Source organism: Mycobacterium kubicae (assembly GCF_015689175.1).
Classification (GTDB): domain Bacteria; phylum Actinomycetota; class Actinomycetes; order Mycobacteriales; family Mycobacteriaceae; genus Mycobacterium; species Mycobacterium kubicae.
In genome coordinates this window covers 4,585,220-4,606,993 of record NZ_CP065047.1, presented here as the reverse complement: position 1 = coordinate 4,606,993, position 21,774 = coordinate 4,585,220, and the positions used below count along the sequence as shown (strand labels likewise).

Sequence of the window (21,774 nt, the reverse complement as noted above, 5' to 3'; positions counted from 1 at the left end):
CCCACTACCTGCCAGGTGGTAGAGGCTGCAAAGTGGGGACCTTATTCAGTACCTCTAGCAGCTGGTTGTCGGCGGTGAGGAATCCCGAGCGTGCATAGTCGATCATCTCGGCCATCTTCATGAAACGACCCGCGACCGCCAGTCTCACGATCGGTAATGCCCGGGTCGACATCTCCTGGGCGGCGGCCAGCGACGGCACTGCCCCGGCGTCCACCACTCCGCCAGCCGGAATCTCCTCGGCCACACCGGCCTTGACTTCACCGGCCAACTCGTCGAGTTGCGGCTTCAAGCGACCCAAGGCATCCAGATCGGCTTGCAGGATCTGATCCGTCACACCGATTCCTTCACGAACAGAGTCCTCATAACCTAGCCAGTTTACCGGTCGATATCGCACAAAAATACGGAAACATGCTGGCCGGCCGCCCACAGACGCCGTTAGCCACAGTTACTCTTACCGGGCGGGAATTTTTGGTCGTAAGGCGGCGCGTCAGCGCTTACAGAGAGCGACTGAAGAACCTTTTATGGTGCCTACTTTCAGCGCCCCGCGAGATTGCACACCCTGGGTTATCGGCGGTCTCCGGCCCGCCGAAATGTCACGCAGCAATGCCGAAACCAAAACGCTCGCAACAGTCTTCGGGAAGATCTGCAAACGGATAGCCGCGTCAGCGAACGATGACCTGAGGGCTATCGGCCGCACCGGAATGGTCTATTCGGCGCGTCGCAGGGCCGAAGCCAAGATCATTGACAAAAGCCCACGCGCTGGCGGTGCGCCGCGTCCAATCACGTTGCGTCACTTGCATCGGACGACATACCTGTGGCCGTGGGTTCGATCCCTAGCTTCACCAAGCAGGTCAGCCTCGCCTAGACCGCGGCGTCGAAGCACGCGCACTCCCGCCCGGCCCTATCCGCACGCCAATTCCAGGCGTTCGAGCCGGCGCACGAGCAGGCTCGGTAACCACCGCCCGACGTCGACGGCCTCGATCTGCGAAGTGCGCTCGAGCAGTTGACCGATCACGACCTGCGCCTCCAACCGGGCCAGCGCGGCTCCGACGCAAAAGTGGGCGCCCTTGCCGAAGGTGATATGCCCCTTGCCGCCACGACGGTTCAGTCGAAACTCGTCGGGATCGTCGAAGTGCGACGGATCGCGATTGGCCGCGCCCCACAACAGCAACAGCCGCGAGCCTGCTTCCAGGTCCACCCCGAACAGTGTGGTGTCGCTGACGACGTGCCGGTAATGTCCCCGAAAGGGCGGCTCGAAGCGCAGCACCTCCTCGAGGAATGCCCCGAACAGCTCCGGCTGGTTGCGGACCTGCTGCTGAACCTCGGGCCGGGACGCCAAAAGGTAAGCGGCAGAACCGATCAATGATGCGGTGGACTCGCCACCCGCGCTGAACAGGATGATCATCATCGCCTGAGCGGTTTGTTCGTCCAGCTCGCCCGACGCGCAGGCAGTGGCCAGGTCGCCGAGCAAGTTGTCCTGCGGGTCGCGCGCCGCTTGTTGAAACTGATCGGTGATGTAGGCGGCCAGTTCCATGACGGCCATGCCCGCCGCGTTGAGTTGGTCTTGGCTGACCAGTCCCTCGACCACTTGGGTCGCTGCGTACCCCCATTGCACGAGCCTGTCGATGTCCCTATCCGGGACGCCGATGATCCGCCCGACGATCATCATCGGCAATCGGTTCGCCATGCCGCTCATCCATTCGATGCGCCCGTGCTTCAGCTGCTCGTTCCACAGGCGATCGGCGGTGTCAGCGATGAACGGCTCGAACGCCCGGATCCGCTTGGCTGCCAATTGCGGGAGTATGGCTTTGCGGTGCACCGCATGGGCGGGATCGTCGGCGGTGGCCAGCACGTGGCTCTTTCCACCGAGCCCTTCCATCTCGAATGCGCCCACGGTGCCGCCGGGCTGATACGTCATGGTCGCGGTCAGGTTCGAGGAGAAGTCATGCGGTCGAGCTATGGCATCGCTTACCGCGTCCCAGCTGCACACCGCATAAAACCCCGAATCAGCAATCTGATGCACCGGTGCGGTGTCCAACATCCGCCGGTACAGGGGATAGGGGTCTTGTATGTGCGCATCGTCGAATAACTCGCTGCCAAGGTGCCCAGTGCGCGACGTCACGGGTCCACGCTGAGCGGCGCTGACACGCGCGTCAACCGGTTCGGAAGAAGTTGAAACGCGCACCCTGCCCGTACACCGCCGGCCATCTCATTCCCGCCACGCCCACGTGCAATATCCCTGAAATTTGTTAGTGCTTTTGTCTCACAACTGAGACAAGATGAGCCGTAGATTTGAGAGGAATCGATGGCTCGAGACGATTGGCTGCTGGGTGGCGAGCGGCGGACCGCGGCCGCCGAACGCATCTACGAGGCCGCAACCGATCTCGTCGTGCGCGACGGTCTAGACGCCCTCGACATGGACGCCTTGGCGGCACGAGTGCACTGTTCGCGCGCGACTGTCTACCGTTACGCCGGGGGCAAAGCCCAGATCCGTGACGCGGTTCTGCTGCGCCTGGCGGCGCGCATCGTTGCCTCGGTTCGACGCGCGGTGAGCGACCTCAGCGGCGCGGACCGAGTGGTCAAGGCGATAACGGTGGCGCTGGAGCACATCCGATCGGACCCCATCCGCCGGATGATGATGGGGTTGAGCGCCGGTCGTGATCTGAGTCTGCTTCCGTCGTCCCCGGTACTGGGTCGTCTCGCCGCAGACCTCACCGGCATAACGGAGGACGATGCAGAGGCGGCCGAGTGGATCGTCCGCGTCGTCATGGCACTGGCCTTGTGGCCAATCGGCGACAGCCATAGTGAATACGAGCTGGTGCAGCGCTTTGTTGCACCGGCATTCACCTGACCCACGCCAGGATTCAAGGATGGGTGACCAGATACGTCTCGTTGTCCAACCCTGCGGTCAGTTCCTCGACGTCGAAGGGCCGGTCGAGGCGTGCGTGCAACGCCTTCGGGTCCACCAAGAGACTGATCTCGACCGTCTGACGAGCGAACAGCCGTCCGATGAGCGGATAGATGCGGCGCATGATCGCCCGTTCTGGCGACGTACAACGGGACGCGCAGTAGCCCACATGGCCGATCTCGTCGGTGAGTATTTCGCTGTAGAGCAGTGCGATGCGTGCGGCGACCTCGGGCTCGTCGGCGAACAATTCGCTACCGACCCGACGTAACTCGTCGAACATGATGCAGCCGGCCATCTCCGCGGCTCCGACGAACATGAAACTGAGCCGTTCGGGCAGGAACACGCCCGTCTTGACGAACTGGCGCATCACAAACGGTGGCGGAACCACTTGGAAGGTCAGGTCGAAGATGTCGAGCGCGTACGCCAAAAGCCTTGTGTGATAATGCTCTTCGAGTTCCAGGTACACGTTCTCCGGCGGCAGGTTCTCGTCGCTGTTGCGCCCGTAGGTCTCGCCCAGTCCGACACCGAACCGTTCGGCCTGATTGAGCTTGGCGGTGGCCAGCAGGAACAGCATCTTCTTGTCCAGCCAGGGTTCGGGCTTGCGGCGGCGCAGGTTCCGCAGGAACACCACCCGGTCGGCCGGATGAGCAGAGCGAACCGGGCTGGCTTCCAACTCGGAGAAAAACCGCTCACGGTTGGCCAGCCGGCGGTTGAGCAGATCGGCTTCACCGTCGCGCTGGGCCAGAAAGTCCCGGTAGCCCTCGATACCCGTGCGACTCATCGGATCTCCATTCCCTTGACAATTGTTGTCACATAACGGCTTAACAGCTCGGAATCGTGGGCCCCGGTGGCCAGCAACGCGAACAGGCCGGTCAGGAAGAAGACCGCAAGCTCGGCGGGGTCAGCGTGCGAGGGCACTTGCCCCGCGTCCTGCGCCCGGCTGATCACTCCCACTAAGAACCCGGCGAGCGGGTGCTGGGCCAGTTCGTCCTCGACCGGACGGGTCGAGGAGAAGTGCAATCCGAGCATGTCGCGGAACACCACTGCGCCCAGCCGACGTTCGGCGTCGAGCACGTGCTGTACCACTCGGGACAACACCGACGCCAAGTCGCCCGTGCTGTCGGCGATTTCGCTGATGATCCGGTTCTCTTCGTCCCGCTCCACCTCGACGAGCACGTGCTCCTTGGTCGGGAAGTGGAAGTAGAACGTCCCGCGCACCACGCCCGCCGCGGCAGCGATGGCGCTGACATCCGCGGCGCCGACGCCCCGCCGCGAGATTTCGGCCAGCGCGGCGTCCAACAAGCGTGCCCGCGTTTCCAGTCGCCGCGCCTCCCGCACGCCCCCGGTGGGCGCTGCGACGTGGGCTGACTCCATGCACGCACGGTACGCGCATTCATTGACGGTCGTCAATGACAGTCGTCAGCGACTTCTGCGACGGTTGGCGGACTACCCTGGAGTAGGCGCAACAAGAAAGGCACGCCATGCTCGCAGCTTTCGGATTCGAATCGCTCGGTGTGGTCGTCGGGGACATGTTCTTCGTCGACCCGAGCCCGCTGACCGGTCAGGAAACCCCGGAAAGGGGAGTCCGCCTGGAACTTCGGCTCGTCGATCGGGCCGCGCCCCAGGGGTCGATCTACGCCGGCATTCCGATCACCTTCGCCCGTCCCTGTGGCGGGTCGACCTGTTCGGCAACACGCAAAGCCCACCCGGGACGCTGGACCGCGCCCATCACCACCCCCGGTTCAACGGCTGGGAACCCGGGCCACGCCACTTCGTCGAGGAACTGTCCGCCGATCCGGTGGGCTGGCTGGCGCAGCAACTGGCCGACCCGGCCGCGGTACTGGCCCGAGCGGGCGTCGGTGCCGATGAGGTCACCAAAGCCGACGAGGCCGGACTCGCCGCCGCAGCCCCGGAAATCGTCGCCGCGGTCAAACGGATGCTCGACGGCGTGCGTGACGGCGAATTGGCGCCGGCACCCGCCGAGCCGGTCGCCGCCGCCCGCACCGGCTGGCTTTAATCCAAACCGCTACAGACGCGCGGCCAACGTCGGCTGGCCCGGCCCGGAAAGTTCGCCAAGCGCGGCCGGTCTTCCCGTTATCGCCATCATCAGCGCTTCCCCGGTGCCCTGAACTTCCGGGCCGTCGCCGTGCTGCCAGTCGAGGTCAGTCGCAACAAGCCGTAAGCCTTTGATGCGTCGGCCAGCCCCGAGCCGGGGGTTGCCCGGTAAGGACGGCAGTATTCGTCGCAGGCGTTCGACGGGAATCGTGCGCGGACGGCCGAGCGCGCGCCGGATGTCCTGGTGGTGGATGGTCCCGTCGACCAGGCCGATCATCCCGCCGAAGCCAGCGGTCAGTCCTTGCGGGCGAAGGTGCGCTCGCAGGAACGCGAGCAGGTCGTCAGGCGACAACGAGGCGAACTCCTTGACGCCAACCTCGTTGGCGCGCACCACCCGCCCCTTGGCGAACCGTTTGGCCAAGCCGAACACCCCGAGTTCGTCGTAGCTGACCACATGTGCCACAACGTCTTTCACCGTCCACCCCCGGCACAGGCTGGCGGCGTGCCAGTCCTGCGGCGAAAGTGCGGCAAGGAACTCCGCAAGGTCAGCCCGCTCGTCCTGTGCCAAGTCCAGCAACTCCGCGGTCATCACGACGCCTCCAACAATTCGACGTACCGACGCAGATACAACGGCCAACCCGCATCCCCGTCAACGCCTTTCGCAACGTTCTCCCAACCGCTGCCGTGTCGGTCGATGTGTCGGTGCTCCAACTCGACGCGGGTGGTCGTCTCGGATTCCGCGACGAAACGCACCTCAACCTCGCTCGTCTTGGCCGGATCGGGCTCCAACTGCCACGTCGGACCGATGTCCCAGGAGAACACCACCCGCACGGGTGGCTCGTAAAGCAGCACACGCGACCAGTCGCACCGACTGCCGTCCACACCTTGGTCGTAGATGTGCCCTCCGACGTACGGTTCGAAGACGGTCTTGGCGATCGGCGCCGGCAGCAGGTTGTGCTCGCGAGGCTTGATCGCGTCGAACCTGTCGATGAAGAGTTCGAACGCTCGCTCAACGGGAACGTTGACGGTAATCGTCTTCCGTATTGGTTCGACTCGTGGTGGCACTACCCTTCTCCCTCCTGATCGGCAATCGCCTGAAACGCGCCTAAAGCTCTGTCCCAGAACACATCCAGTTCCGCCCGCAAAGCCGCCAAGCCGTCCGGATCCACTTGGTAGACGCGGCGCGTGCCGGCCGCACGGTCTTGCACCAGGCCCGCGCACTTGAGGACTTTGAGGTGTTGAGAAACAGCGGGCCTACTCACCGGAAGCCCCTCGGCGAGTTCGCCGACCGCCATGGGCCCACCGGCGAGACGCTTGAAGATCGTTCGCCGCGTGCCGTCCGCCAGGGCGGCCCAGGGGTCCGCCGTTTCGTAAGTAGCCACTAACCGTAAGTCTAGACTTACAAAACTCGTCGGTCTAGGGCTCTTCAGTGGTTCGTCGACGGCTCACTGTCGAAGCGGTCAGCTGCCTGGGCGCCGATCGAGAACAACGACGGTGCCAGCGGTTTCGTGGCGTACGTTTTGCTACCGCACGACACCGTCAGCACAATGTCGGGTGCCTGGCCTTCGGCGCGTTCGATTCCATTGGCGAATCGGTGTGCATCCTGCAGCTTCGTGAGGAAGATGGCACTGCCGCCGGGCGGTATGTCGTAGGGAACCTCGTTGCCCTCGATGGGGTCGTCGACGGGCACCAGCGACGTCTTGCCGGGGTCAGCCCGCACCGCCCACCCGGCGATGTGCAACGGCGCTCGCGAGGGATTGACGACCTTGACGCCGACGATGAATTGACCTGGCGGCACCTCCTGCGCCGTCCCGAACAGCGCCTCATGGGTGTCGGTGCCGGCGTCGTTGGTCACCAGACCGTCGGGCGTCAGGAAACCGGCAACGGGTGTCAATCTCGGTCGCGGGCGCTGCCGCCAGAACGTGGCGACTTGCCACGTGAGCGACACCACGGCGAGGACGGTGCCGATGATGCCGAGGACCAAACCCGCGACACTCACCGCGGAACTGCCATGCGTTCGATCATGACCGAGACGGTACTGGTGAAATACTTCTCGAGTCGAAAATCCCTGGCAGGCAGGCACGCAGCTCGAGACGAGGTAGCCGGTGAGTGTTTGGATCGTCAGCAATGTGCCCGCGTGGCTGCTGCTGCTCGCGCTGATCGTCGTCATCGCCGGTGGTGCGGTGCTCATCCAACGGGCGGTCCGGCGCAGATTCCCCAAACTCGCCGACAGCACACACAACGACGTCACCCGTTTCGCCTACGGCGTGGTCGGGTTCGTGTACGCGTTCTTCATCGGGTTCGTCGTCTCGGCGATGTGGAGTCAGATCAACACCGAGGACGGCCAGGCGCGCAACGAGGCCGCCGCGGCGGTGCAACTGGCCAACGACGCCACCGTCTTCGACAAGGCAGACAACCAGCGGGTCCGGCAGGCCCTGCTCGACTACGAGCGCGCAGCCCTCGCGGAGTGGCCCGTCGCCGCCAATGGGCGCTCCTATCCCGACGCGGACAAAGCCATGCAACGTCTTTACGCCACCTACGAATCCATCCAGCCGCAGACCGAGACGCAGAAGACGTTCCTGAATAGGTCGTTCACCAACCTCGACAAGGTGAGTCAGGCGCGTACCGAACGGGTTCTGCAGGCGCAGACCGCCGTCGGTCCGTCCTGGTCGCTGTGGATGGTCATCATGCTCACCAGCGGGCTGGTGCTGGCCTGCTCGGTCATCTACGGCGTCGAGGAACCCCGCATGCACTACGCGATGGTCACCACCGTCGGCGTATTGGTCGCGGCCAACCTGTTTCTGGTCATGGAACTCTCGCATCCCTTCGTCGGTGAGTTGGCGACGACTCCCGAGCCGCTGCGCGACGTCGTCGAAGTTCTCTCCGCGCCCGCGACCTAGCCGGAACACGCTGCCAGCAAAGCCAATCCGGCGCGCAGGCTGATGAAGCGCCAAAAATCACCTGAACATTCGCTAAGACCTGCGCGGCGATGGCGAAACCGTTACCGGCGGCTCTTACTGTGCAGCACATGAGCACCAAGTACTACTTGCAGAAGTTCCCCGCCGAAGCCGTCCAACCGGGCTTCTCGCTGGCCATCCCGCACGACGGTGAATACCAACTCTTCCGGGTCGACTCCACGCAGATGTCGCAGCGCAGTGGCCGGCCGGTGATCATCACGCTCACCGAGGAATCCGCCGACGACGGCCGGGCGCGGGTGGTGGAGTACGAAGCGGGCACGCCGGTGGTGCGGCTGCTCGGCGTTTACCAGGCGGCCTCCTAACCGGTCATGGCTTGGCCGCGGTGACGAACTGCAGCGCGCGCTGGGTCTGCTGATCGATCTCGACCAAGCCTTGCGCAGCGAACAAGTCGACGAAGGCGTGCCGGTCGAACATGGTGAGCCCGATCGCGCGAGCCGTCAGGTTCAGCGCCGTTCGCACGGGCGGGGTTTGCCCGGAGTAACTGGTCAGGATTGCTATCCGGCCACCCGGTCGCAGCACGCGCAGCATTTCCCGGGCCACCCCGAACGGCTCGGGCATCAGATAGAGGGCGCCGAAGCAGCACACGGCATCGAAGGTCTGGTCTCCGAACGGCAACGCGCGCGCGTCGCCGCGGACATAGCAGGTACGTGGTGCACTGTTGTCCGCCACGGCGCGCACCAGCATCGGTTCGGAGATGTCGAACCCCACCGCCAACCCGTCGGCCGACAGCTGCGCGGCCAGCGGCTTGGTGAAATTGCCCGGCCCGCAGGCCACGTCGAGCAACCGGTGCGCGCCGTCCAGACGCAGCGCCGCGGCGGCACGGCGCTGTTCTGCGCCGGTGGTGACGCCGCTGGCCACATAAAAGGATGTCGGCCGCCACAACCGTTCGTAGACCGTCGCGACGAACGGACTGTTCATCGCGCGCTGCGCGAATGTCGGCACCGGCGCACTCGTCGACTCGCCCAACACGTCGAGAAAGCCGTGCCGCAGCACCGCGGGCTGGTTCAGCAGCGCGCGGGTCAGCTCGATCGGATCCGGTTCGGTAGCCATTGCGGCAGGTTAATGCCTGTCCTTGCCGGGGCAGCGGCCGACGCCATACCCTGAGGCGAATCAGACCGCGAACACATAACGGGGGCGGCGGGTCCATGCGAATGCCGGCAACGCGACTCCCAGCAAGGCCGCAGTGGCCGAACTGACCGGCGCACGAGTCGAAGAACTCGCGCGAATGGACATCTTCGCCGGCTGCCCCGTCGAAGACCTGCTGCCGCTGGCGGCCAGCGTCGCGCCGCTGCGGTCCACCGCGGGCCAGGTGCTCATGCAACAGGGTGAGCAGGCGGTGTCGTTCCTGCTCATCTCCTCGGGTCGCGCCGAGATCACGCACGTCGGCGAGGACGGCGTGGTGATCGTCGAGCAAGCCCTACCGGGCACGATCGTCGGAGAGATCGCGCTGCTGCGCAACATCCCGCGCACGGCGACGGTCACCACGATCGAGCCGCTGACCGGGTGGATCGGCGACAACGACGCTCTGGCCCGGATGGTGCACATCCCCGGCATCATGCATCGGCTGCTGCTCACGGTCCGTCAGCGGTTGGCCGCCTTCGTCACGCCGATTCCGGTTCGCCTGCGCGACGGCACCGAATTGACGCTGCGCCCGGTGCTGCCCGGCGACCGCGAACGCACCGTGCACGGGCACGTGCACTTCTCCAGCGAGACCCTCTACCGGCGGTTCATGTCGGCGCGGGTGCCCACCGAGCGGCTCATGCACTACCTCGCCGAGGTCGATTACGTCGACCACTTCGTGTGGGTGATGACCGACCGGGGAGACCCGGTGGCCGACGCGCGCTTCGTCCGCGACGAGGCCGACCCGACGGTGGCCGAGATCGCCTTCACCGTCGCCGACGCCTACCAGCACCGCGGCATCGGAACCTTCCTCATCGACGCCCTGGCCGTGGCCGCGCGCGTCGACGGCGTCGAACGGTTCTCCGCGCGGATGCTTTCGGACAACGCGCCGATGCGCGCCATCATGGATCGGCACGGCGCGGTCTGGCAGCGTGAGGACATCGGCGTGATCACCACCGTCATCGACGTGCCTCGGCAACTGAGCCTCAGTCGTCAGATGACCGACCAGATCCGGCATGCCGCGCGGCAGGTGATGGAGGCGGTCGGCTGACGCGCGGCCAGGGTCCCCGGCCCCGCGCCGGTGCCGTGTTATCAACACTGGGTGCGGCCGTTCTGGATGGCCTTGGTGGCCTTGCCGATCGCCGCATGCGCTCACCCACCCGCACCCGCCCCGGTGCCCACCACGACGTCGACCTCGGTTCGCACCACCACGGTCAGACCCGACAACATCAAACGGGTGTCGCGCGACCTGCCGCCCGGCTATGAGGTGACCAGGGGCATCCCCAGCGGCCTGACACCGCGGGCGGTGTGGAACCTGGACGCCGGCGCGGCGGTGGTCGGCGACAAGCCGCCGCAGTGCGCCACCCTGGCCGACCCGGGCGGCGGACGCGACCAGTCGGCGCAAGGCATCTCCGGCTCCGGCTCAGGCGGAATCGTCGACGCCGTGGTGGTCGCCGTGCCCTCTGGTCCGGTGACCTTGGACCACAAGGTGGTGGCCGACTGCGGCGAGTGGACCATGTCCGACGGACACACGACGGCCAAAGTGAGCCTTCTCGATGCCCCGCACATCGACGACGCGGACACCGTGGGCATGATCGCCGAGATTCGCACCAGCGTCGAATCCGGCGCCCAAATCGATTCGCGCACAGTCACCTTCGTGGCGTACCTGGGCGGCTACTACGCGTTCACCACGGTGACCACCGATCCGGGGTCCATGCTGCCGCCGCTGCCCCCGCAGTTCGCCGCCGACCTGCTGGTCAAAACGGTTGCCACGTTACGCAGCTGAGCACAGGTAGGGTTGCCACGGTGTTGAAGGCGGTGCTCGCGGTCGGATCTGTGTGCCTACTCCTCGGCTGCTCGTCGGGCGCCAAAAGTGCCTCCACCAACGCAGACATCGCCAAGGTCGTCGAGGTGAAGAACAGCTTCGGGCCGGAGTTCAAGGTTACCGACGTCGCGCCCCGGGCCATCGACCCGCAGTTCTTCGCCGCCCGCAAGCTGCCCGAGGGGCTGACCTTCGACCCACCGAACTGCGCCAAGACGGCGGTAGGGCCGGATATGCCCCCGGGCTTGCAGGGCAACATGTCCGCTGTCTCGGCCGAGGGCAACGGCAATCGGTTCGTCGTGATCGCGGTGGAGACTTCACAAGCGTTGCCGTTCAACGAGCCGGGCAAGGACTGCGAGAAGGTGGCGTTCGTCGGCGCCCAACTGCGCGGCGGTCTCGAGGTGATCGACGCCCCGCACATCGACGGCACCCAAACCCAGGGCGTGCACCGGGTGCTGCAGGCGCTCATGGACGGCTCGGCGCGCACCGGGGAGTTGTACGACTACTCCGCGCAATTCGGCGATTTCCAGGTGATCGTCATCGCCAATCCGCTGGTGGTCCCCAATCAGCCTCTGGCCAAAGTCGACACCCAACGCGCCCGCGACCTCCTGGTCAAGGCCGTCGCGGCAATCCGCACCTAACGCACGTCGCGCGGCCGGAACTGAATGCTGATGCGCGGTCCCGCGGATGTAGACGTCTTAGGCACCGAATGCTCCCAGGTGCGCTGGCACGAGCCGCCCATCACCAGCAGATCGCCGTGTGCCATCGGGAAACGCAACGACCGCCCGCCGCCGCGACGCCGCATGGCGAAGGTGCGAGTGGCGCCGAGGCTGACGATGGCCACCATGGTGTCGTGCGAGCTGCTGCGGCCGATGGTGTCGCCGTGCCAGGCGACGCTGTCGGAGCCGTCGCGATAACAGCACAGCCCGACGGTGGTGAACGGCTCGCCCAGCTCGCCGCCGTAGATGTCGTTGAGCCGGCGGCGCAGCCGCGCGATCTTCGGGTGCGGCGGTTCTTCGACGCTGAGGTCGTGGAAACTCACCAGCCGGGGCACGTCGACGACGCGGTCGTACATGTGCCGGCGTTCGGCCCGCCACGGCACGCAGGTCAACAGCTCGTCGAACAGGGTGTCGCAATCGGTCAGCCAGCCCGATCGGATGTCGATGAAGGCGCCGTCACCGAGCTCTCTGCGCTCGTTGTGCTCGAATAGCGAGCCCTGAACCGCTGTCGCCACGACACCCAGTTTATCGCACACCCGTTCGATGAAGCGGGTGCGTTTCAGGCAGCCGCTACGGTTTGAGCTGTGAGTCCTATCCGGTTGAGCACCGATTCCGAGGTGGGCACCTTACGGGTTGCCATCCTGCACCGCCCGGGTGCCGAGCTGCGCCGACTCACCCCTCGCAACAACGACCAGCTGCTGTTCGACGGGTTGCCGTGGGTCTCGCGCGCGCAGGACGAGCACGACCAGTTCGTCGAGCTGCTGCGGTTGCGCGGTGTGGAAGTGTTGCTGCTTTCTGATTTGCTCACCGAGGCGTTGCATCACAGTGGGGCGGCCCGCATGCAGGGCGTCGCGGCGGCGGTGGACGCTCGACGGCTGGGATTGCCGTTGGCGCAAGAGCTTTCGGCGTACCTGCGCGGGTTGGATCCGGTTCGGCTGGCGCAGGTGCTGACCGCGGGTATGACGTTCAACGAACTGCCGCCCGATATTCGCTCAGCGGTGTCGTTGGTGCTGCGCATGCATCACGGGGCCGACTTCGTCATCGAGCCGCTGCCCAACCTGGTGTTCACCCGGGACTCGTCGATCTGGATCGGGCCGCGGGTGGTGATTCCCTCGCTGGCGATGCGGGCGCGGGTGCGTGAGGCGTCGCTGAGTGACCTCATCTACGCCCATCACCCGCGGTTCACCGGAGTGCGGCGGGCCTACGAATCTCGTACGGCCCCGGTCGAGGGTGGTGATGTGTTGCTGCTGGCGCCCGGTGTGCTCGCGGTCGGGGTGGGGGAGCGGACCAGCCCAGCTGGCGCGGAAGCGTTGGCGCGCAGCCTCTTCGACGACAACCTGGCCCAGACCGTGCTGGCCGTGCCGATAGCGCAGCGCCGCGCGCAGATGCATCTGGACACGGTGTGCACGATGGTCGACACCGACACCGTGGTGATGTACGCCAACGTGGTGGAGACGTTGTCCGCGTTCACCATTGCGCGCACCCCGGACGGGGTGACCATCAGTGAAGAGACGCCGTTCCTGGAGGCGGCCGCGCAGGCGATGGGAATCGACAAGCTGCGCGTCATCCATACCGGGCTGGATCCCGTTGTGGCAGAACGCGAACAGTGGGACGACGGGAACAATACGTTGGCCTTGGCGCCCGGTGTGGTCGTGGCGTATGAACGCAACACCCAGACCAATGCGCGACTGCAGGATGCGGGCATCGAAGTACTCACCATCTCCGGGTCTGAGTTGGGGACGGGTCGCGGCGGCCCGCGCTGCATGTCGTGCCCGGTGGCGCGTGATCCGCTGCCCTGACGCCGAGATCGCCGTGGGGGTTGTGCGCCGGAGCTGGTTTACGGCCGTGGCGGCAATCTCGGCGCGCTGCGGCGAGCCAGTGCAGCGCGGGCGCGTTGGATGACGAACATCGGATGGTCTTCTTTGATCACTCTGATGACGTGCCAACCCTGCTGGGCAACCATGTCGCCGCGGCGCAGATCTTTGACATACTGCCGACGGTCGCTGCGATGCTGATCGCCGTCGTATTCCAGCGCCACCTTCGGTCCCTCCCACCCCATATCGAGGAACGCCACGAGATACCCGTCGGTGACTCTGATCTGGGTGACCGGACGCGGCAACCCGGCGTCGATGACGAGAAGCCGCAGCCAGGTCTCTTTCGGCGATTGGGCCCCGCCGTCCATCAGCGACAAGGCACGCCGACATCGCCGTACATTGCGGGCACCCCGGTGGCGCGCGACCACCCCTGCCACATCGCCGGCTGTCAGGCCGGTCGCGGCGGACAGCGCGTCGAGAGTGGCGACGGCCGAGCCGCGGGGAAGGTGACGTGCCAAGTCGAACGCCGTGCGGACCGGATTGGTGACGGGCAGTCCCCCCGAGGTCGACGATTTCTTGCTCGCTGATCCGCTCCCGTCGCACGATGACGCCTGGCGGTGGGTGATGGAACTGGCCGATCAACTCGATGGGGGTGAAGTCATCGACCCACTTCGCGCCGTGCAGTGCGGCGGCCGCGCGGCCCGCGATGACACCGCGCCGGCCCGACCACAACCATGCGGCGCAGACGTTGATCCATAGCGTCCGTGCGGCGTCCTTGGGTAGGTACACGTCGCGGTGGATGCGCCGGTAGTTCCAGCGCAATTGGCCGCGGGTCAGCGCGCCACTTGTCAGTGCTTCGCTCCCGAGGAACACCGTCACGCGCCGATGATGCTGCTAGTGGCGGCCGCTGTGCGTCCAGATTGCCGTGTGGGTTGTGGATAGCGCATCAGGCACAGCCATAGCGGCAATCTCGGCGCAAACGCCGACTCGTCAACGCCAGCTGGGCAACCAGATCTCCATGTTCCAGGTCTGCTGCGAGATCGGCAGCCCGGTGAGCACCGGGAACAACCACGCGAAATTGGTCACCACCAACGCCACGTAGCAGCTCACCAAAATCAGCCCCAGCGTGCGTCGCTCCCGGCCCTGCCGGGGCTGGTGCAAGATGTCGCCCAGGATCAGCGCGATGCCCATCACCAGGAAGGGCGCCATGGTCGCCGCGTAGAAGAAGTACATCTGCCGGTCGATCTCGGCGAACCACGGCAGCCAGCCGGCGCAGTACCCGACCAGCACCACCGCATAGCGCCAGTCGCGTCGCACGAACGCGCGCCATAGCGCATAGATCAACACGGGCACCGCGATCCACCACATCGCCGGGGTGCCCACCAGCATCTCGGCCTTGACGCACGACTGCGCGCCGCAGCCCGACACATTGTTCTGGTCGATCGCGTACAGCACCGGCCGCAACGACATCGGCCAACTCCACGGCTTGGACTCCCACGGGTGGTAGTTGCCGGCCGAGTTGGTCAGGCTCGCATGGAAGTGGAAGGCCTTGGCGGTGTAGTACCACAGCGAGCGGATGGCGTCGGGCAGCGGCACCACCGACTGCGGGCCGATGGTCTGGCCTACCTGGTGGCGGTCGATCGCCGTCTCGGACGCGAACCAGCCCGCATAGCTGGCCAGGTAAACGCCGAACGGGATCAGCATCAGCGCATACGCGGTGGGACCCAGGTCGCGGCGCACCACCCCCAGCCACGGTCGCGGCACCTGATACGCGCGGCGCGCCGCCACGTCGAAGGCCAACGACATGGCGCCGAAGAACACCACGAAATACAGTCCGGACCACTTGGTGCCGCAGGCCAGCCCGAGCAGCACTCCCGCGCCGAACCGCCACCACCGCACTCCCAGTCGCGGCCCCCACACCGTCTCGGCGATGCGGTTCTCCACCGCCGCGATGTGCATCCGCCGGCGAACCTGGTCACGGTCGACGATCAGCGCCCCGAACGCCGCAACGATGAAGAAGGTCAGGAACCCGTCCAACAGGGCCGTCCGCGCGGCCACGAAACTGACGCCGTCACAGATGATCAGCAGCCCGGCGATCGTGCCGACCAAGGTCGAGCGGCTGATCCGCCGCACAATCCGCATCACCAGGGCCACCAGGACCATGCCCAGCAGCGCCCCGGTGAATCGCCAGCCGATCCCGGTGTAGCCGAACAGCGCCTCGCCGGTGGCGATCAGTTGCTTGCCGATGGGTGGGTGCACCACCAGGCCGAACCCCGGGTTGTCTTCGATGCCGTGGTTGTTCAGGACCTGCCAGGCCTGCGGCGCGTAGTGCTTCTCGTCGAAAATCGGGGTGCCGTTGTCGGTCGGTGAGCCCAGATTCAAGAACCGGGTCACCGCGGCCAGCACCGTGATGACCGCTGTCGCGATCCAGCCGCGCAGCCGGTCGGTCGGCCCGAAGTCGGCGACGGGCAGCAGCGGTCCGGGGCTGACGACGGGTACCTCGCGCTGCTCGCCGAGTACGGCGGCTTCTCGAGGCGGGGCGGTCATCTCGTCGATCGTAGGCTGTCCCTCATGACTTCTGGGCGCCTGTTGCTCGCCGCGACCCCTTTGGGTCAGCCGTCGGACGCCTCGCCGCGCCTGCTCGACGCGCTCGCCCGCGCCGACGTGGTGGCCGCCGAGGACACCCGCCGGATCCGGAACCTGGCCAAGACGCTCGACGTCCCGATCGGGGGCCGGGTGGTCAGCCTTTTCGACCGGGTGGAGGCGCTGCGGGTGGGTTCGCTGGTCGAGGCGATATCAGCCGGTGCGACGGTGCTGGTGGTCAGCGATGCCGGCATGCCGGTGATCAGTGACCCGGGCTATCGGCTGGTGGCGGCGTGCGTAGAGGCCGGGCTGGCGGTGACGTGTCTACCCGGGCCCTCGGCAGTGACGACCGCGCTGGTGCTCTCTGGGTTGCCGTCGGAGAAGTTCTGCTTCGAAGGGTTCGCGCCGCGCCGCGGATCGGCGCGCCGAAGCTGGCTGGCTTCGCTGGCCGACGAGCAGCGCACCTGCGTGTTCTTCGAATCGCCGCGTCGCTTGGCGGCATGCCTGCGCGACGCCGTGGCGGAACTCGGCGGCCAACGCCGGGCCGCCGTCTGCCGCGAGTTGACCAAGGTCCACGAAGAAGTGCGGCGCGGGTCGCTCGAGGAACTGTCGGACTGGGCGTCCGGCGGGGTGCTCGGGGAGATCACCGTGGTGCTGGCCGGGGCCATCCCACAAGCCGACGTGCCCTCGCTGGTCGGCGAGGTGGAGAAGCTGGTCGCCGCCGGGATCCGCGTCAAGGACGCCTGCAGCGAGGTGGCGGCGGCCAACGACGGGGTGCGCTCGCGCCAGCTCTACGACGCGGTGTTGCTGGCCCGCCGAGAGGCGGAACTCCCCGCTCCCTGACGGATCAGGTCAGGGGGTGCAGATGGGGATGACCGATCCCGGCAGGCACAGGTGCGGCGCCGGCGGCAGCGGCGGGGGAGCCGGCAGCGCCGGCAACGGCGGCAGACCCGCCGGTAGCGGCGGCAGACCCGCCGGCAGGCTTGTCGGTATGCCGGCTGCGGCCGCCATCGCGGCCACCGTGGCGGGATCGATCCCGGGCAGCGGCGGCAGCCCCGCCGGAACACCGCCGGGCAGCGGCGGCAGCCCCGCCGGAACTCCGCCGGCCAGTGCGGGCAGCACCGCGGCGACGGCGGCGGGATCAACCCCCGGCAGCGCCGGCAGGCCTCCCGGTACACCGCCGGCCAACGCGGGCAGCAACGCCGCCACCATCGCTGGGTTCACGCCCGCCAGCCCCGCCGGGAGACCACCTTGCAGCGCGGGCAGGACGGCCGCCAGCTGTGGCACACCACCGGCCGCCAGGGCCAGCATGTCGGTCGGCGACACACCGGGAAGACCCGGCAGACCGGTTGCGGCCAGCGACGCCAAGCTCGCCGGCGACACTCCCGGCAGCCCCGGAAGGCTCAGACCCGGGACCCCGCCCGCCGACGCCAGACCGATCAGACCGGCCGGCGAGATGCCCGGGATGCTCGGCAGGCCGGGCAGGCTCAGGGCGGGCAGTCCAGCCGCGGGCAGGCCCAGACCGGGCAGCAGCATGTTGCCGATCGTGCTGGCTGTCCCGTTGGCGGCCGGCAGGATTCCCGATTGCTGCAAAGCGTTGTAGGCCAGGACGACATAGGTGACGGCCAGCGCACTGGTGCTCGCGACGCCGGCGACCGTATTGCCGATGCCCAGAACTCCGTTGACGACCGAGTACGCCGTGTTCACCGCGTTCGCGCCGCTGGCCAGGCTGCCGAGGTCAGGCAGGCCGAGGCCGGGGACGCCCAGACCCGGAACTCCGACGCCGGGGATACCGAGACCGGGGATGCCGACGTCCGGTACACCGGGCGCCGGCGCCAACGCCGCGCTGGGCGGACCGGCCGAACCGGCATTGGGCAGCGCGGCGATTCCGGGGCTGGCCGGCCTGGCGGACCCGGTCGCCGGTGGCAGGACGGCCGCGGCCGGCGCCGCGGGCGGCGGCGCGGGATTGGGCTGCGCGGCAGCCCGAGAGATCTGGTCCGGTCCGATCGCCGGGGCTGTGGAGGCGGGCTTGCCCGCTTGCGTCGGGTTCGGCATCAGAACCGAGGAGAGACGATCGCATTGCTGACCTGCGTTGCAGGTCCCGCCGGCGATCCGGGTAGGGGTAGACACCGTCAACGGCGCAACTGCGAGCGCTCCACCCAATACGGCCGCGGCCGCAGCGCCGGCAACAGCGATTCTCATGACGGATCCCCTTGTATCGATTTGACCCACGAACGACATGGATCGATGGCTGGAGTCTAGGCGTCGCCGACTCGTTATGTCGGCGTTATCGGAAACTCCGCCGACCGCTGCGCTGCGGTCAGTTTGCTGACTAACCCACTCGGGTGGCGGCCGCGGGAACCGGCAATCCGACGATTGGGGCGGCCTTGTGCAGGCATTCTGCCCATTCGGCGGCGGGGTCGGAATCGGCGGTGATGCCGCCACCGACACCCAGCACGGCGTTGCCGGCCGCATCGAATTCGACGCTGCGAATAGCCACATTGAGCTCACAACCGGCGATCGGAGACACCAAACCCACTGTGCCGCAGTATATTCCGCGTCGGTGATGTTCCCATTGCGAAATCAGTTGGCGGGCTCGCAGTTTGGGTGTTCCGGTCACCGATGCCGGGGGAAACGCGGCGTCCAGCAACGCCGACGTCGGTGTTTCGACCGGCACCTGCGCGCACACCGTCGACACCAGATGCCACACGCCCGGAGCGCGCCGCACCACCAGCAGCTCGGGCACCGTCACCGACCCGGTGATCGCCACTCGCCCCAGGTCATTGCGGACCAGGTCGACGATCATGATGTTCTCGGCCACCTCCTTGGGGGAGGCCCGCAGCGCCGACGGCCACGCGTCCAGCGGCAGCGTGCCCTTGATCGGGCTGGAGGTGACCTCGGTCCCGCGGCGGCGCAGGAAAAGCTCCGGGGACAGCGAGGCCACGGCGCCCCACTGCCCGGCGACATAGGCGGCCCGGGCCGGCGCGGTGCGGGCGACGCCTTCGACGAAGAAGTCCAGCGGGGAGCCGGTGAGCGTCCCGGTGAACTGGGTGCACACGCACGCCTGGTACACCTCGCCGGCGCGGATGGCTTCCAGGCAGGCCAGCACCCCGGCGCGGTGGGTCTCCTGGTCGGCGGGGGCCCAGTCGATGTGGCAGGTCGGCGCGGACCGGGTCGCAGGGACCGCGGACACGGCGTCGGCCAGCCAGTCCGTCATGGGCGCATCGGTCAGGCTCTCGTACCACCACTGGCCGTTGCGGTCGCGGCGCAGCACGCAATCGGTCCACCCGCCGGCGGCTTCGGGGATGCGATGGGGCCGCCCGTCGGCGCCGGCGTCGGGGTAGGAGAGGTAACCGACCCAGCCGCCGCCCACCGCGCCGGTGTGGGTCTGGTCGGGGCCGCCCGGCCCGACGGCGAAGGCTGCGTCCGGGTGCACCGGCCGCACGGACACGCTGGGGGCGATCACCGCCAGCGACCCGAACCATTCGCCGGTCAGCGCCGCGGGCGGGGGCAGGCGCAGCCGGCGGGCGGCGCGACCGACGGCGCGCAGCACCTGCGGGGCCGCGCCGAGATCGCCGAGCCGGTCGATTCGCACCGCCCTAGCTTGACAGAACCGCGGGCTTTCGCAGCATGAGCCGGCTCAGCCGCGGCTGATCACCCGCGCGTTGGCCAGCGCCGTCAGCTTGTCCGGGTTGCGCGTGACGTAGAAGTTGGTGATCTTGTCGTCGGCGATCTCGAGGGTGATCACACCCTCGAGGTGCTCGCCGAGGTAGAACAACACCGCCGGGGCGCTGTTGCAGGTCACCATCTGCACGCGCAGGCGCCCTTCGGCTTTGCGCATCAGTCCGGCGATGGCCCGAGCCACCCGCAGCGCACCGACCACGGGCTTACGCGCCGCGCTCGCCTTGCCGCCGCTGTCGGCGGTCCAGGTGGCGTCCGGTGCGAGCATCTCCATCAGCGCGTCCACGTCGCCGCTGGCGGCGGTGGCCAGAAACTGCGCGGTGATCTGCGCGTTGCGTTGCGGATCGACGTCGCCGAACCTCTTGCGCCGCGCCTGGACGTGTTCGCGGGCGCGGTGGGCCACCTGTCGCACCGTCGGCACCGGTTTGCCCACCGCCTCGGCGATCTCGCCGTAGTCGAAGCCGAACACCTCGCGCAGCACGAACACCGCCCGCTCGTCCGGGGTCAGCGTTTCCAGCAGTACCAGCATCGCCATCGACACCGATTCGGCCAGAACAACGTCGGCCGAGGCGTCCTGCTCGTCGAGCAGCAACGGCTCGGGCAGCCACGGTCCGACGTACTCCTCGCGGCGGCGGGCGTCGGCCCGCAGCGCGTTGAGCGCCTGTCGAGTGACCAGCTGCGCGAGATAGGACTTGGTATCGCGCACGCCGGCCAGGTCGACGGCCGCCCACCGCAAGTAGCTGTCTTGCAGCACGTCGTCGGCTTCGGTTGTGGAGCCGAGTATTTCGTAGGCGATGGTGAACAACAGCGGGCGCAGCAGGGTGAAACGCTGCGCGTGTTCCTCGGCGACCGAGGTCATCGCACCGCGACCTGTTCGTCGGCCGCCAGCCGCGCGGACCGGTTGCCGCCCTTGAGCCAGAAGTACGACCCGGGCTTGGCCGCCTCCCGGCGGATCGACCACACGGTGCCCTTGCAGATGGCCTCCTTGAGGTTGGAAATGCTGCGTCCGCCCAGTGCCAGATTGATCGGGCTGTCGTCGGTGTGCGAGAGCTGCAGGGTGGCGCGGGTGCGGCCCAGGCTGATGCACTGCCCGACGAAGGCCTGGCTGAGCACCGCGGGCGCCTCTCCGGCGACGCGGCTGAGCACGGTGTTGGCGGCTTGGGCGCCCAGCGGCCCGGCCGCCTGGCAGCTCATGCGCAGCGGCTGGCCCGACGGCGCGGCCGCGTCACCGGCGGCGACGATCCGGTCGTCACTGAGGCTGGTCAGCGTTTCGTCCGTGAGCAGCCGGCCCAGGGCGTCGGTGCGAAGACCGCTGCGCACCGCCAGGTCCGGCACGCCGAAACCGGCCGTCCATACCGTGGCAGCGCTGGGCAGCACGGTGCCGTCGCTGAGCACCACCGAGTCCCAGCGCACCTCGCGCACCGCCAGGGATTCCAGCACCTGCACGCCCAGCTTGCGCAGCGCCTTGGCCACCGAGCGGCGGCCCCGCTGGCTCAACGACGGACCCAGGACGTCGCCGCAGACCAGGGTGACCCGGCGGCCTTGCTCGGCCAGTTCGGATGCCGCCTCGATGCCGGTGAGGCCGCCGCCGACCACGGTGACCGGCGCGTCGGGGCGTTGATCGGCCAGCAGGTAACGCAGCCGTTTGGTGCTCTCCAGGTCCGCCACGGAGTGGGCGTATTCGGCCGCCCCGGGCACCGAGGGCGCGCCTGCGGTGCTGCCGACCGCGTAGATGAGGTAGTCGTAGGTCAGCTGGGTGCCCGAACTGAGCACCACTTTGCGATCAGCGGCGTCGATGCGCTCGACGGTGTCGACGACCAGTTGCACACCCGCGCCGAGCAGCGTGTCGTAGTCGACGGTGGCGGTACCGGTGCCTGCGGCCAACTGGTGCAGGCGGATGCGTTCCACGAAGACCGGGCGGGAGTTGACCAGGGTGATGTCCACGTCGTCGCGCATCCGCAGGTGATTGGCGGCGACGGTGCCGGCGTACCCACCGCCGACCACGACGACGTGGGGCCGGGAGGTGGCCAGCTCGGAAAGGTCAGACATCGGTGTCTCCTGTTCTTGCGGTTGCCAGTTATGCCCTTCAGACACC

Annotated in this window: 23 protein-coding genes and 2 pseudogenes; 9 read left to right on the top strand and 16 right to left on the bottom strand. The window is 67.4% G+C overall.

What is annotated here, in order from left to right; genetic code table 11:
- Nucleotides 1–4: 4 nt before the first annotated feature.
- Entirely contained in the window at nucleotides 5–334 is a 330-nt protein-coding gene (locus I2456_RS21465; RefSeq protein WP_068028626.1) for a hypothetical protein, read from the bottom strand.
- 567 nt (nucleotides 335–901) lie between these two features.
- Entirely contained in the window at nucleotides 902–2,122 is a 1,221-nt protein-coding gene (locus I2456_RS21460) for a cytochrome P450 (RefSeq protein WP_085075111.1), read from the bottom strand.
- Between the two features lie 183 nt (nucleotides 2,123–2,305).
- Between I2456_RS21460 and I2456_RS21455 the strand changes: the two genes are divergently transcribed.
- Complete coding sequence (locus I2456_RS21455; protein WP_085075112.1) at nucleotides 2,306–2,851, top strand: TetR/AcrR family transcriptional regulator; 546 nt, start codon at nucleotides 2,306–2,308, stop codon at nucleotides 2,849–2,851.
- A 13-nt stretch (nucleotides 2,852–2,864) separates the two neighbouring features.
- Here I2456_RS21455 and I2456_RS21450 read toward each other — a convergent pair whose 3' ends face one another.
- Both I2456_RS21450 and I2456_RS21445 read right to left on the bottom strand, forming a co-directional pair.
- Nucleotides 2,865–3,689, bottom strand: coding sequence for a hypothetical protein (locus I2456_RS21450; protein WP_085075113.1), 825 nt, complete (start codon nucleotides 3,687–3,689; stop codon nucleotides 2,865–2,867).
- Entirely contained in the window at nucleotides 3,686–4,282 is a 597-nt protein-coding gene (locus I2456_RS21445; protein ID WP_085075114.1) for a TetR/AcrR family transcriptional regulator, read from the bottom strand. The genes I2456_RS21450 and I2456_RS21445 overlap by 4 nt, the downstream gene beginning before the upstream one ends.
- A 107-nt stretch (nucleotides 4,283–4,389) precedes the next feature.
- On the opposite strand from I2456_RS21445, the pseudogene I2456_RS29020 reads away from it, so the two are divergent.
- Nucleotides 4,390–4,925: pseudogene (locus I2456_RS29020) on the top strand (hypothetical protein).
- 9 nt (nucleotides 4,926–4,934) lie between these two features.
- On the opposite strand, the gene I2456_RS21435 reads toward I2456_RS29020, so the two are convergent.
- The 4 genes from I2456_RS21435 to I2456_RS21420 are packed head-to-tail and all read right to left on the bottom strand — an operon-like array spanning nucleotide 4,935 to nucleotide 6,962.
- The gene (locus tag I2456_RS21435) at nucleotides 4,935–5,552 is read right to left on the bottom strand and encodes a maleylpyruvate isomerase family mycothiol-dependent enzyme (protein ID WP_085075115.1); all 618 of its coding nucleotides are present in this window, start codon (nucleotides 5,550–5,552) and stop codon (nucleotides 4,935–4,937) included.
- The gene (locus I2456_RS21430; RefSeq protein WP_085075116.1) at nucleotides 5,552–6,028 is read right to left on the bottom strand and encodes an SRPBCC family protein; all 477 of its coding nucleotides are present in this window, start codon (nucleotides 6,026–6,028) and stop codon (nucleotides 5,552–5,554) included. Before I2456_RS21430 ends, I2456_RS21435 begins: the two co-directional genes overlap by 1 nt.
- A complete protein-coding gene (locus I2456_RS21425; protein ID WP_085075117.1) occupies nucleotides 6,028–6,345 on the bottom strand; it encodes an ArsR/SmtB family transcription factor in 318 nt (105 codons plus the stop codon). The genes I2456_RS21430 and I2456_RS21425 overlap by 1 nt, the downstream gene beginning before the upstream one ends.
- Before the next feature lie 44 nt (nucleotides 6,346–6,389).
- Entirely contained in the window at nucleotides 6,390–6,962 is a 573-nt protein-coding gene (locus I2456_RS21420; protein ID WP_085075118.1) for a hypothetical protein, read from the bottom strand.
- Nucleotides 6,963–7,068: 106 nt separating this feature from the next.
- On the opposite strand from I2456_RS21420, the gene I2456_RS21415 reads away from it, so the two are divergent.
- Nucleotides 7,069–7,863 (top strand): bestrophin-like domain, encoded by a 795-nt coding sequence (locus I2456_RS21415; protein WP_068163465.1) that lies wholly within the window; start codon nucleotides 7,069–7,071, stop codon nucleotides 7,861–7,863.
- A gap of 128 nt (nucleotides 7,864–7,991) precedes the next feature.
- Nucleotides 7,992–8,243: a hypothetical protein gene (locus I2456_RS21410; RefSeq protein ID WP_085075119.1), complete on the top strand. Its 252-nt coding sequence runs from the start codon at nucleotides 7,992–7,994 to the stop codon at nucleotides 8,241–8,243.
- Between the two features lie 4 nt (nucleotides 8,244–8,247).
- Here the strand turns inward: I2456_RS21410 and I2456_RS21405 are convergent, their stop codons facing one another.
- The gene (locus I2456_RS21405) at nucleotides 8,248–8,991 is read right to left on the bottom strand and encodes a class I SAM-dependent methyltransferase (protein WP_085075120.1); all 744 of its coding nucleotides are present in this window, start codon (nucleotides 8,989–8,991) and stop codon (nucleotides 8,248–8,250) included.
- 175 nt (nucleotides 8,992–9,166) lie between these two features.
- Between I2456_RS21405 and I2456_RS21400 the strand changes: the two genes are divergently transcribed.
- The 3 genes from I2456_RS21400 (at nucleotide 9,167) to I2456_RS21390 (ending at nucleotide 11,523) form a co-directional block, all read left to right on the top strand.
- Nucleotides 9,167–10,111 (top strand): GNAT family N-acetyltransferase, encoded by a 945-nt coding sequence (locus I2456_RS21400; protein ID WP_139823282.1) that lies wholly within the window; start codon nucleotides 9,167–9,169, stop codon nucleotides 10,109–10,111.
- A gap of 66 nt (nucleotides 10,112–10,177) precedes the next feature.
- Nucleotides 10,178–10,846, top strand: coding sequence for a DUF5642 family protein (locus I2456_RS21395; protein ID WP_139823283.1), 669 nt, complete (start codon nucleotides 10,178–10,180; stop codon nucleotides 10,844–10,846).
- Nucleotides 10,847–10,866: 20 nt separating this feature from the next.
- On the top strand, nucleotides 10,867–11,523 hold the full coding sequence (locus I2456_RS21390) for a DUF5642 family protein (RefSeq protein ID WP_085075122.1): 657 nt from the start codon (nucleotides 10,867–10,869) through the stop codon (nucleotides 11,521–11,523).
- Here the strand turns inward: I2456_RS21390 and I2456_RS21385 are convergent.
- The gene (locus tag I2456_RS21385; protein WP_186246572.1) at nucleotides 11,520–12,116 is read right to left on the bottom strand and encodes an alpha-ketoglutarate-dependent dioxygenase AlkB; all 597 of its coding nucleotides are present in this window, start codon (nucleotides 12,114–12,116) and stop codon (nucleotides 11,520–11,522) included. The two genes, I2456_RS21390 and I2456_RS21385, sit on opposite strands and share 4 nt — an antisense overlap.
- A gap of 78 nt (nucleotides 12,117–12,194) precedes the next feature.
- Here I2456_RS21385 and arcA point away from each other — a divergent pair, with 78 nt between their 5' ends.
- Nucleotides 12,195–13,400, top strand: coding sequence for an arginine deiminase (gene arcA, locus I2456_RS21380; RefSeq protein WP_371869971.1), 1,206 nt, complete (start codon nucleotides 12,195–12,197; stop codon nucleotides 13,398–13,400).
- A gap of 38 nt (nucleotides 13,401–13,438) precedes the next feature.
- On the opposite strand, the pseudogene I2456_RS21375 reads toward arcA, so the two are convergent.
- A pseudogene (locus I2456_RS21375) lies at nucleotides 13,439–14,294 on the bottom strand (DUF559 domain-containing protein).
- Nucleotides 14,295–14,405: 111 nt separating this feature from the next.
- On the bottom strand, nucleotides 14,406–15,962 hold the full coding sequence (locus I2456_RS21370; protein WP_085075125.1) for a dolichyl-phosphate-mannose--protein mannosyltransferase: 1,557 nt from the start codon (nucleotides 15,960–15,962) through the stop codon (nucleotides 14,406–14,408).
- Between the two features lie 24 nt (nucleotides 15,963–15,986).
- Between I2456_RS21370 and rsmI the strand changes: the two genes are divergently transcribed.
- On the top strand, nucleotides 15,987–16,841 hold the full coding sequence (gene rsmI / locus I2456_RS21365; protein ID WP_085075126.1) for a 16S rRNA (cytidine(1402)-2'-O)-methyltransferase: 855 nt from the start codon (nucleotides 15,987–15,989) through the stop codon (nucleotides 16,839–16,841).
- Between the two features lie 9 nt (nucleotides 16,842–16,850).
- On the opposite strand, the gene I2456_RS21360 is transcribed toward rsmI, so the two are convergent.
- From I2456_RS21360 to I2456_RS21345, 4 genes are all read right to left on the bottom strand, one after another.
- Complete coding sequence (locus tag I2456_RS21360; protein ID WP_241007782.1) at nucleotides 16,851–18,200, bottom strand: hypothetical protein; 1,350 nt, start codon at nucleotides 18,198–18,200, stop codon at nucleotides 16,851–16,853.
- Nucleotides 18,201–18,330: 130 nt separating this feature from the next.
- Nucleotides 18,331–19,593 carry an aminodeoxychorismate synthase component I gene (locus I2456_RS21355; RefSeq protein WP_085075128.1) on the bottom strand — a complete coding sequence of 421 codons (1,263 nt, stop codon included), beginning with the start codon at nucleotides 19,591–19,593 and terminating at the stop codon, nucleotides 18,331–18,333.
- A 45-nt stretch (nucleotides 19,594–19,638) separates the two neighbouring features.
- Nucleotides 19,639–20,538 (bottom strand): RNA polymerase sigma-70 factor, encoded by a 900-nt coding sequence (locus I2456_RS21350; protein ID WP_068028567.1) that lies wholly within the window; start codon nucleotides 20,536–20,538, stop codon nucleotides 19,639–19,641.
- Nucleotides 20,535–21,728 (bottom strand): NAD(P)/FAD-dependent oxidoreductase, encoded by a 1,194-nt coding sequence (locus I2456_RS21345; protein ID WP_085075129.1) that lies wholly within the window; start codon nucleotides 21,726–21,728, stop codon nucleotides 20,535–20,537. The genes I2456_RS21350 and I2456_RS21345 overlap by 4 nt, the downstream gene beginning before the upstream one ends.
- Between the last annotated feature and the right edge of the window lie 46 nt (nucleotides 21,729–21,774).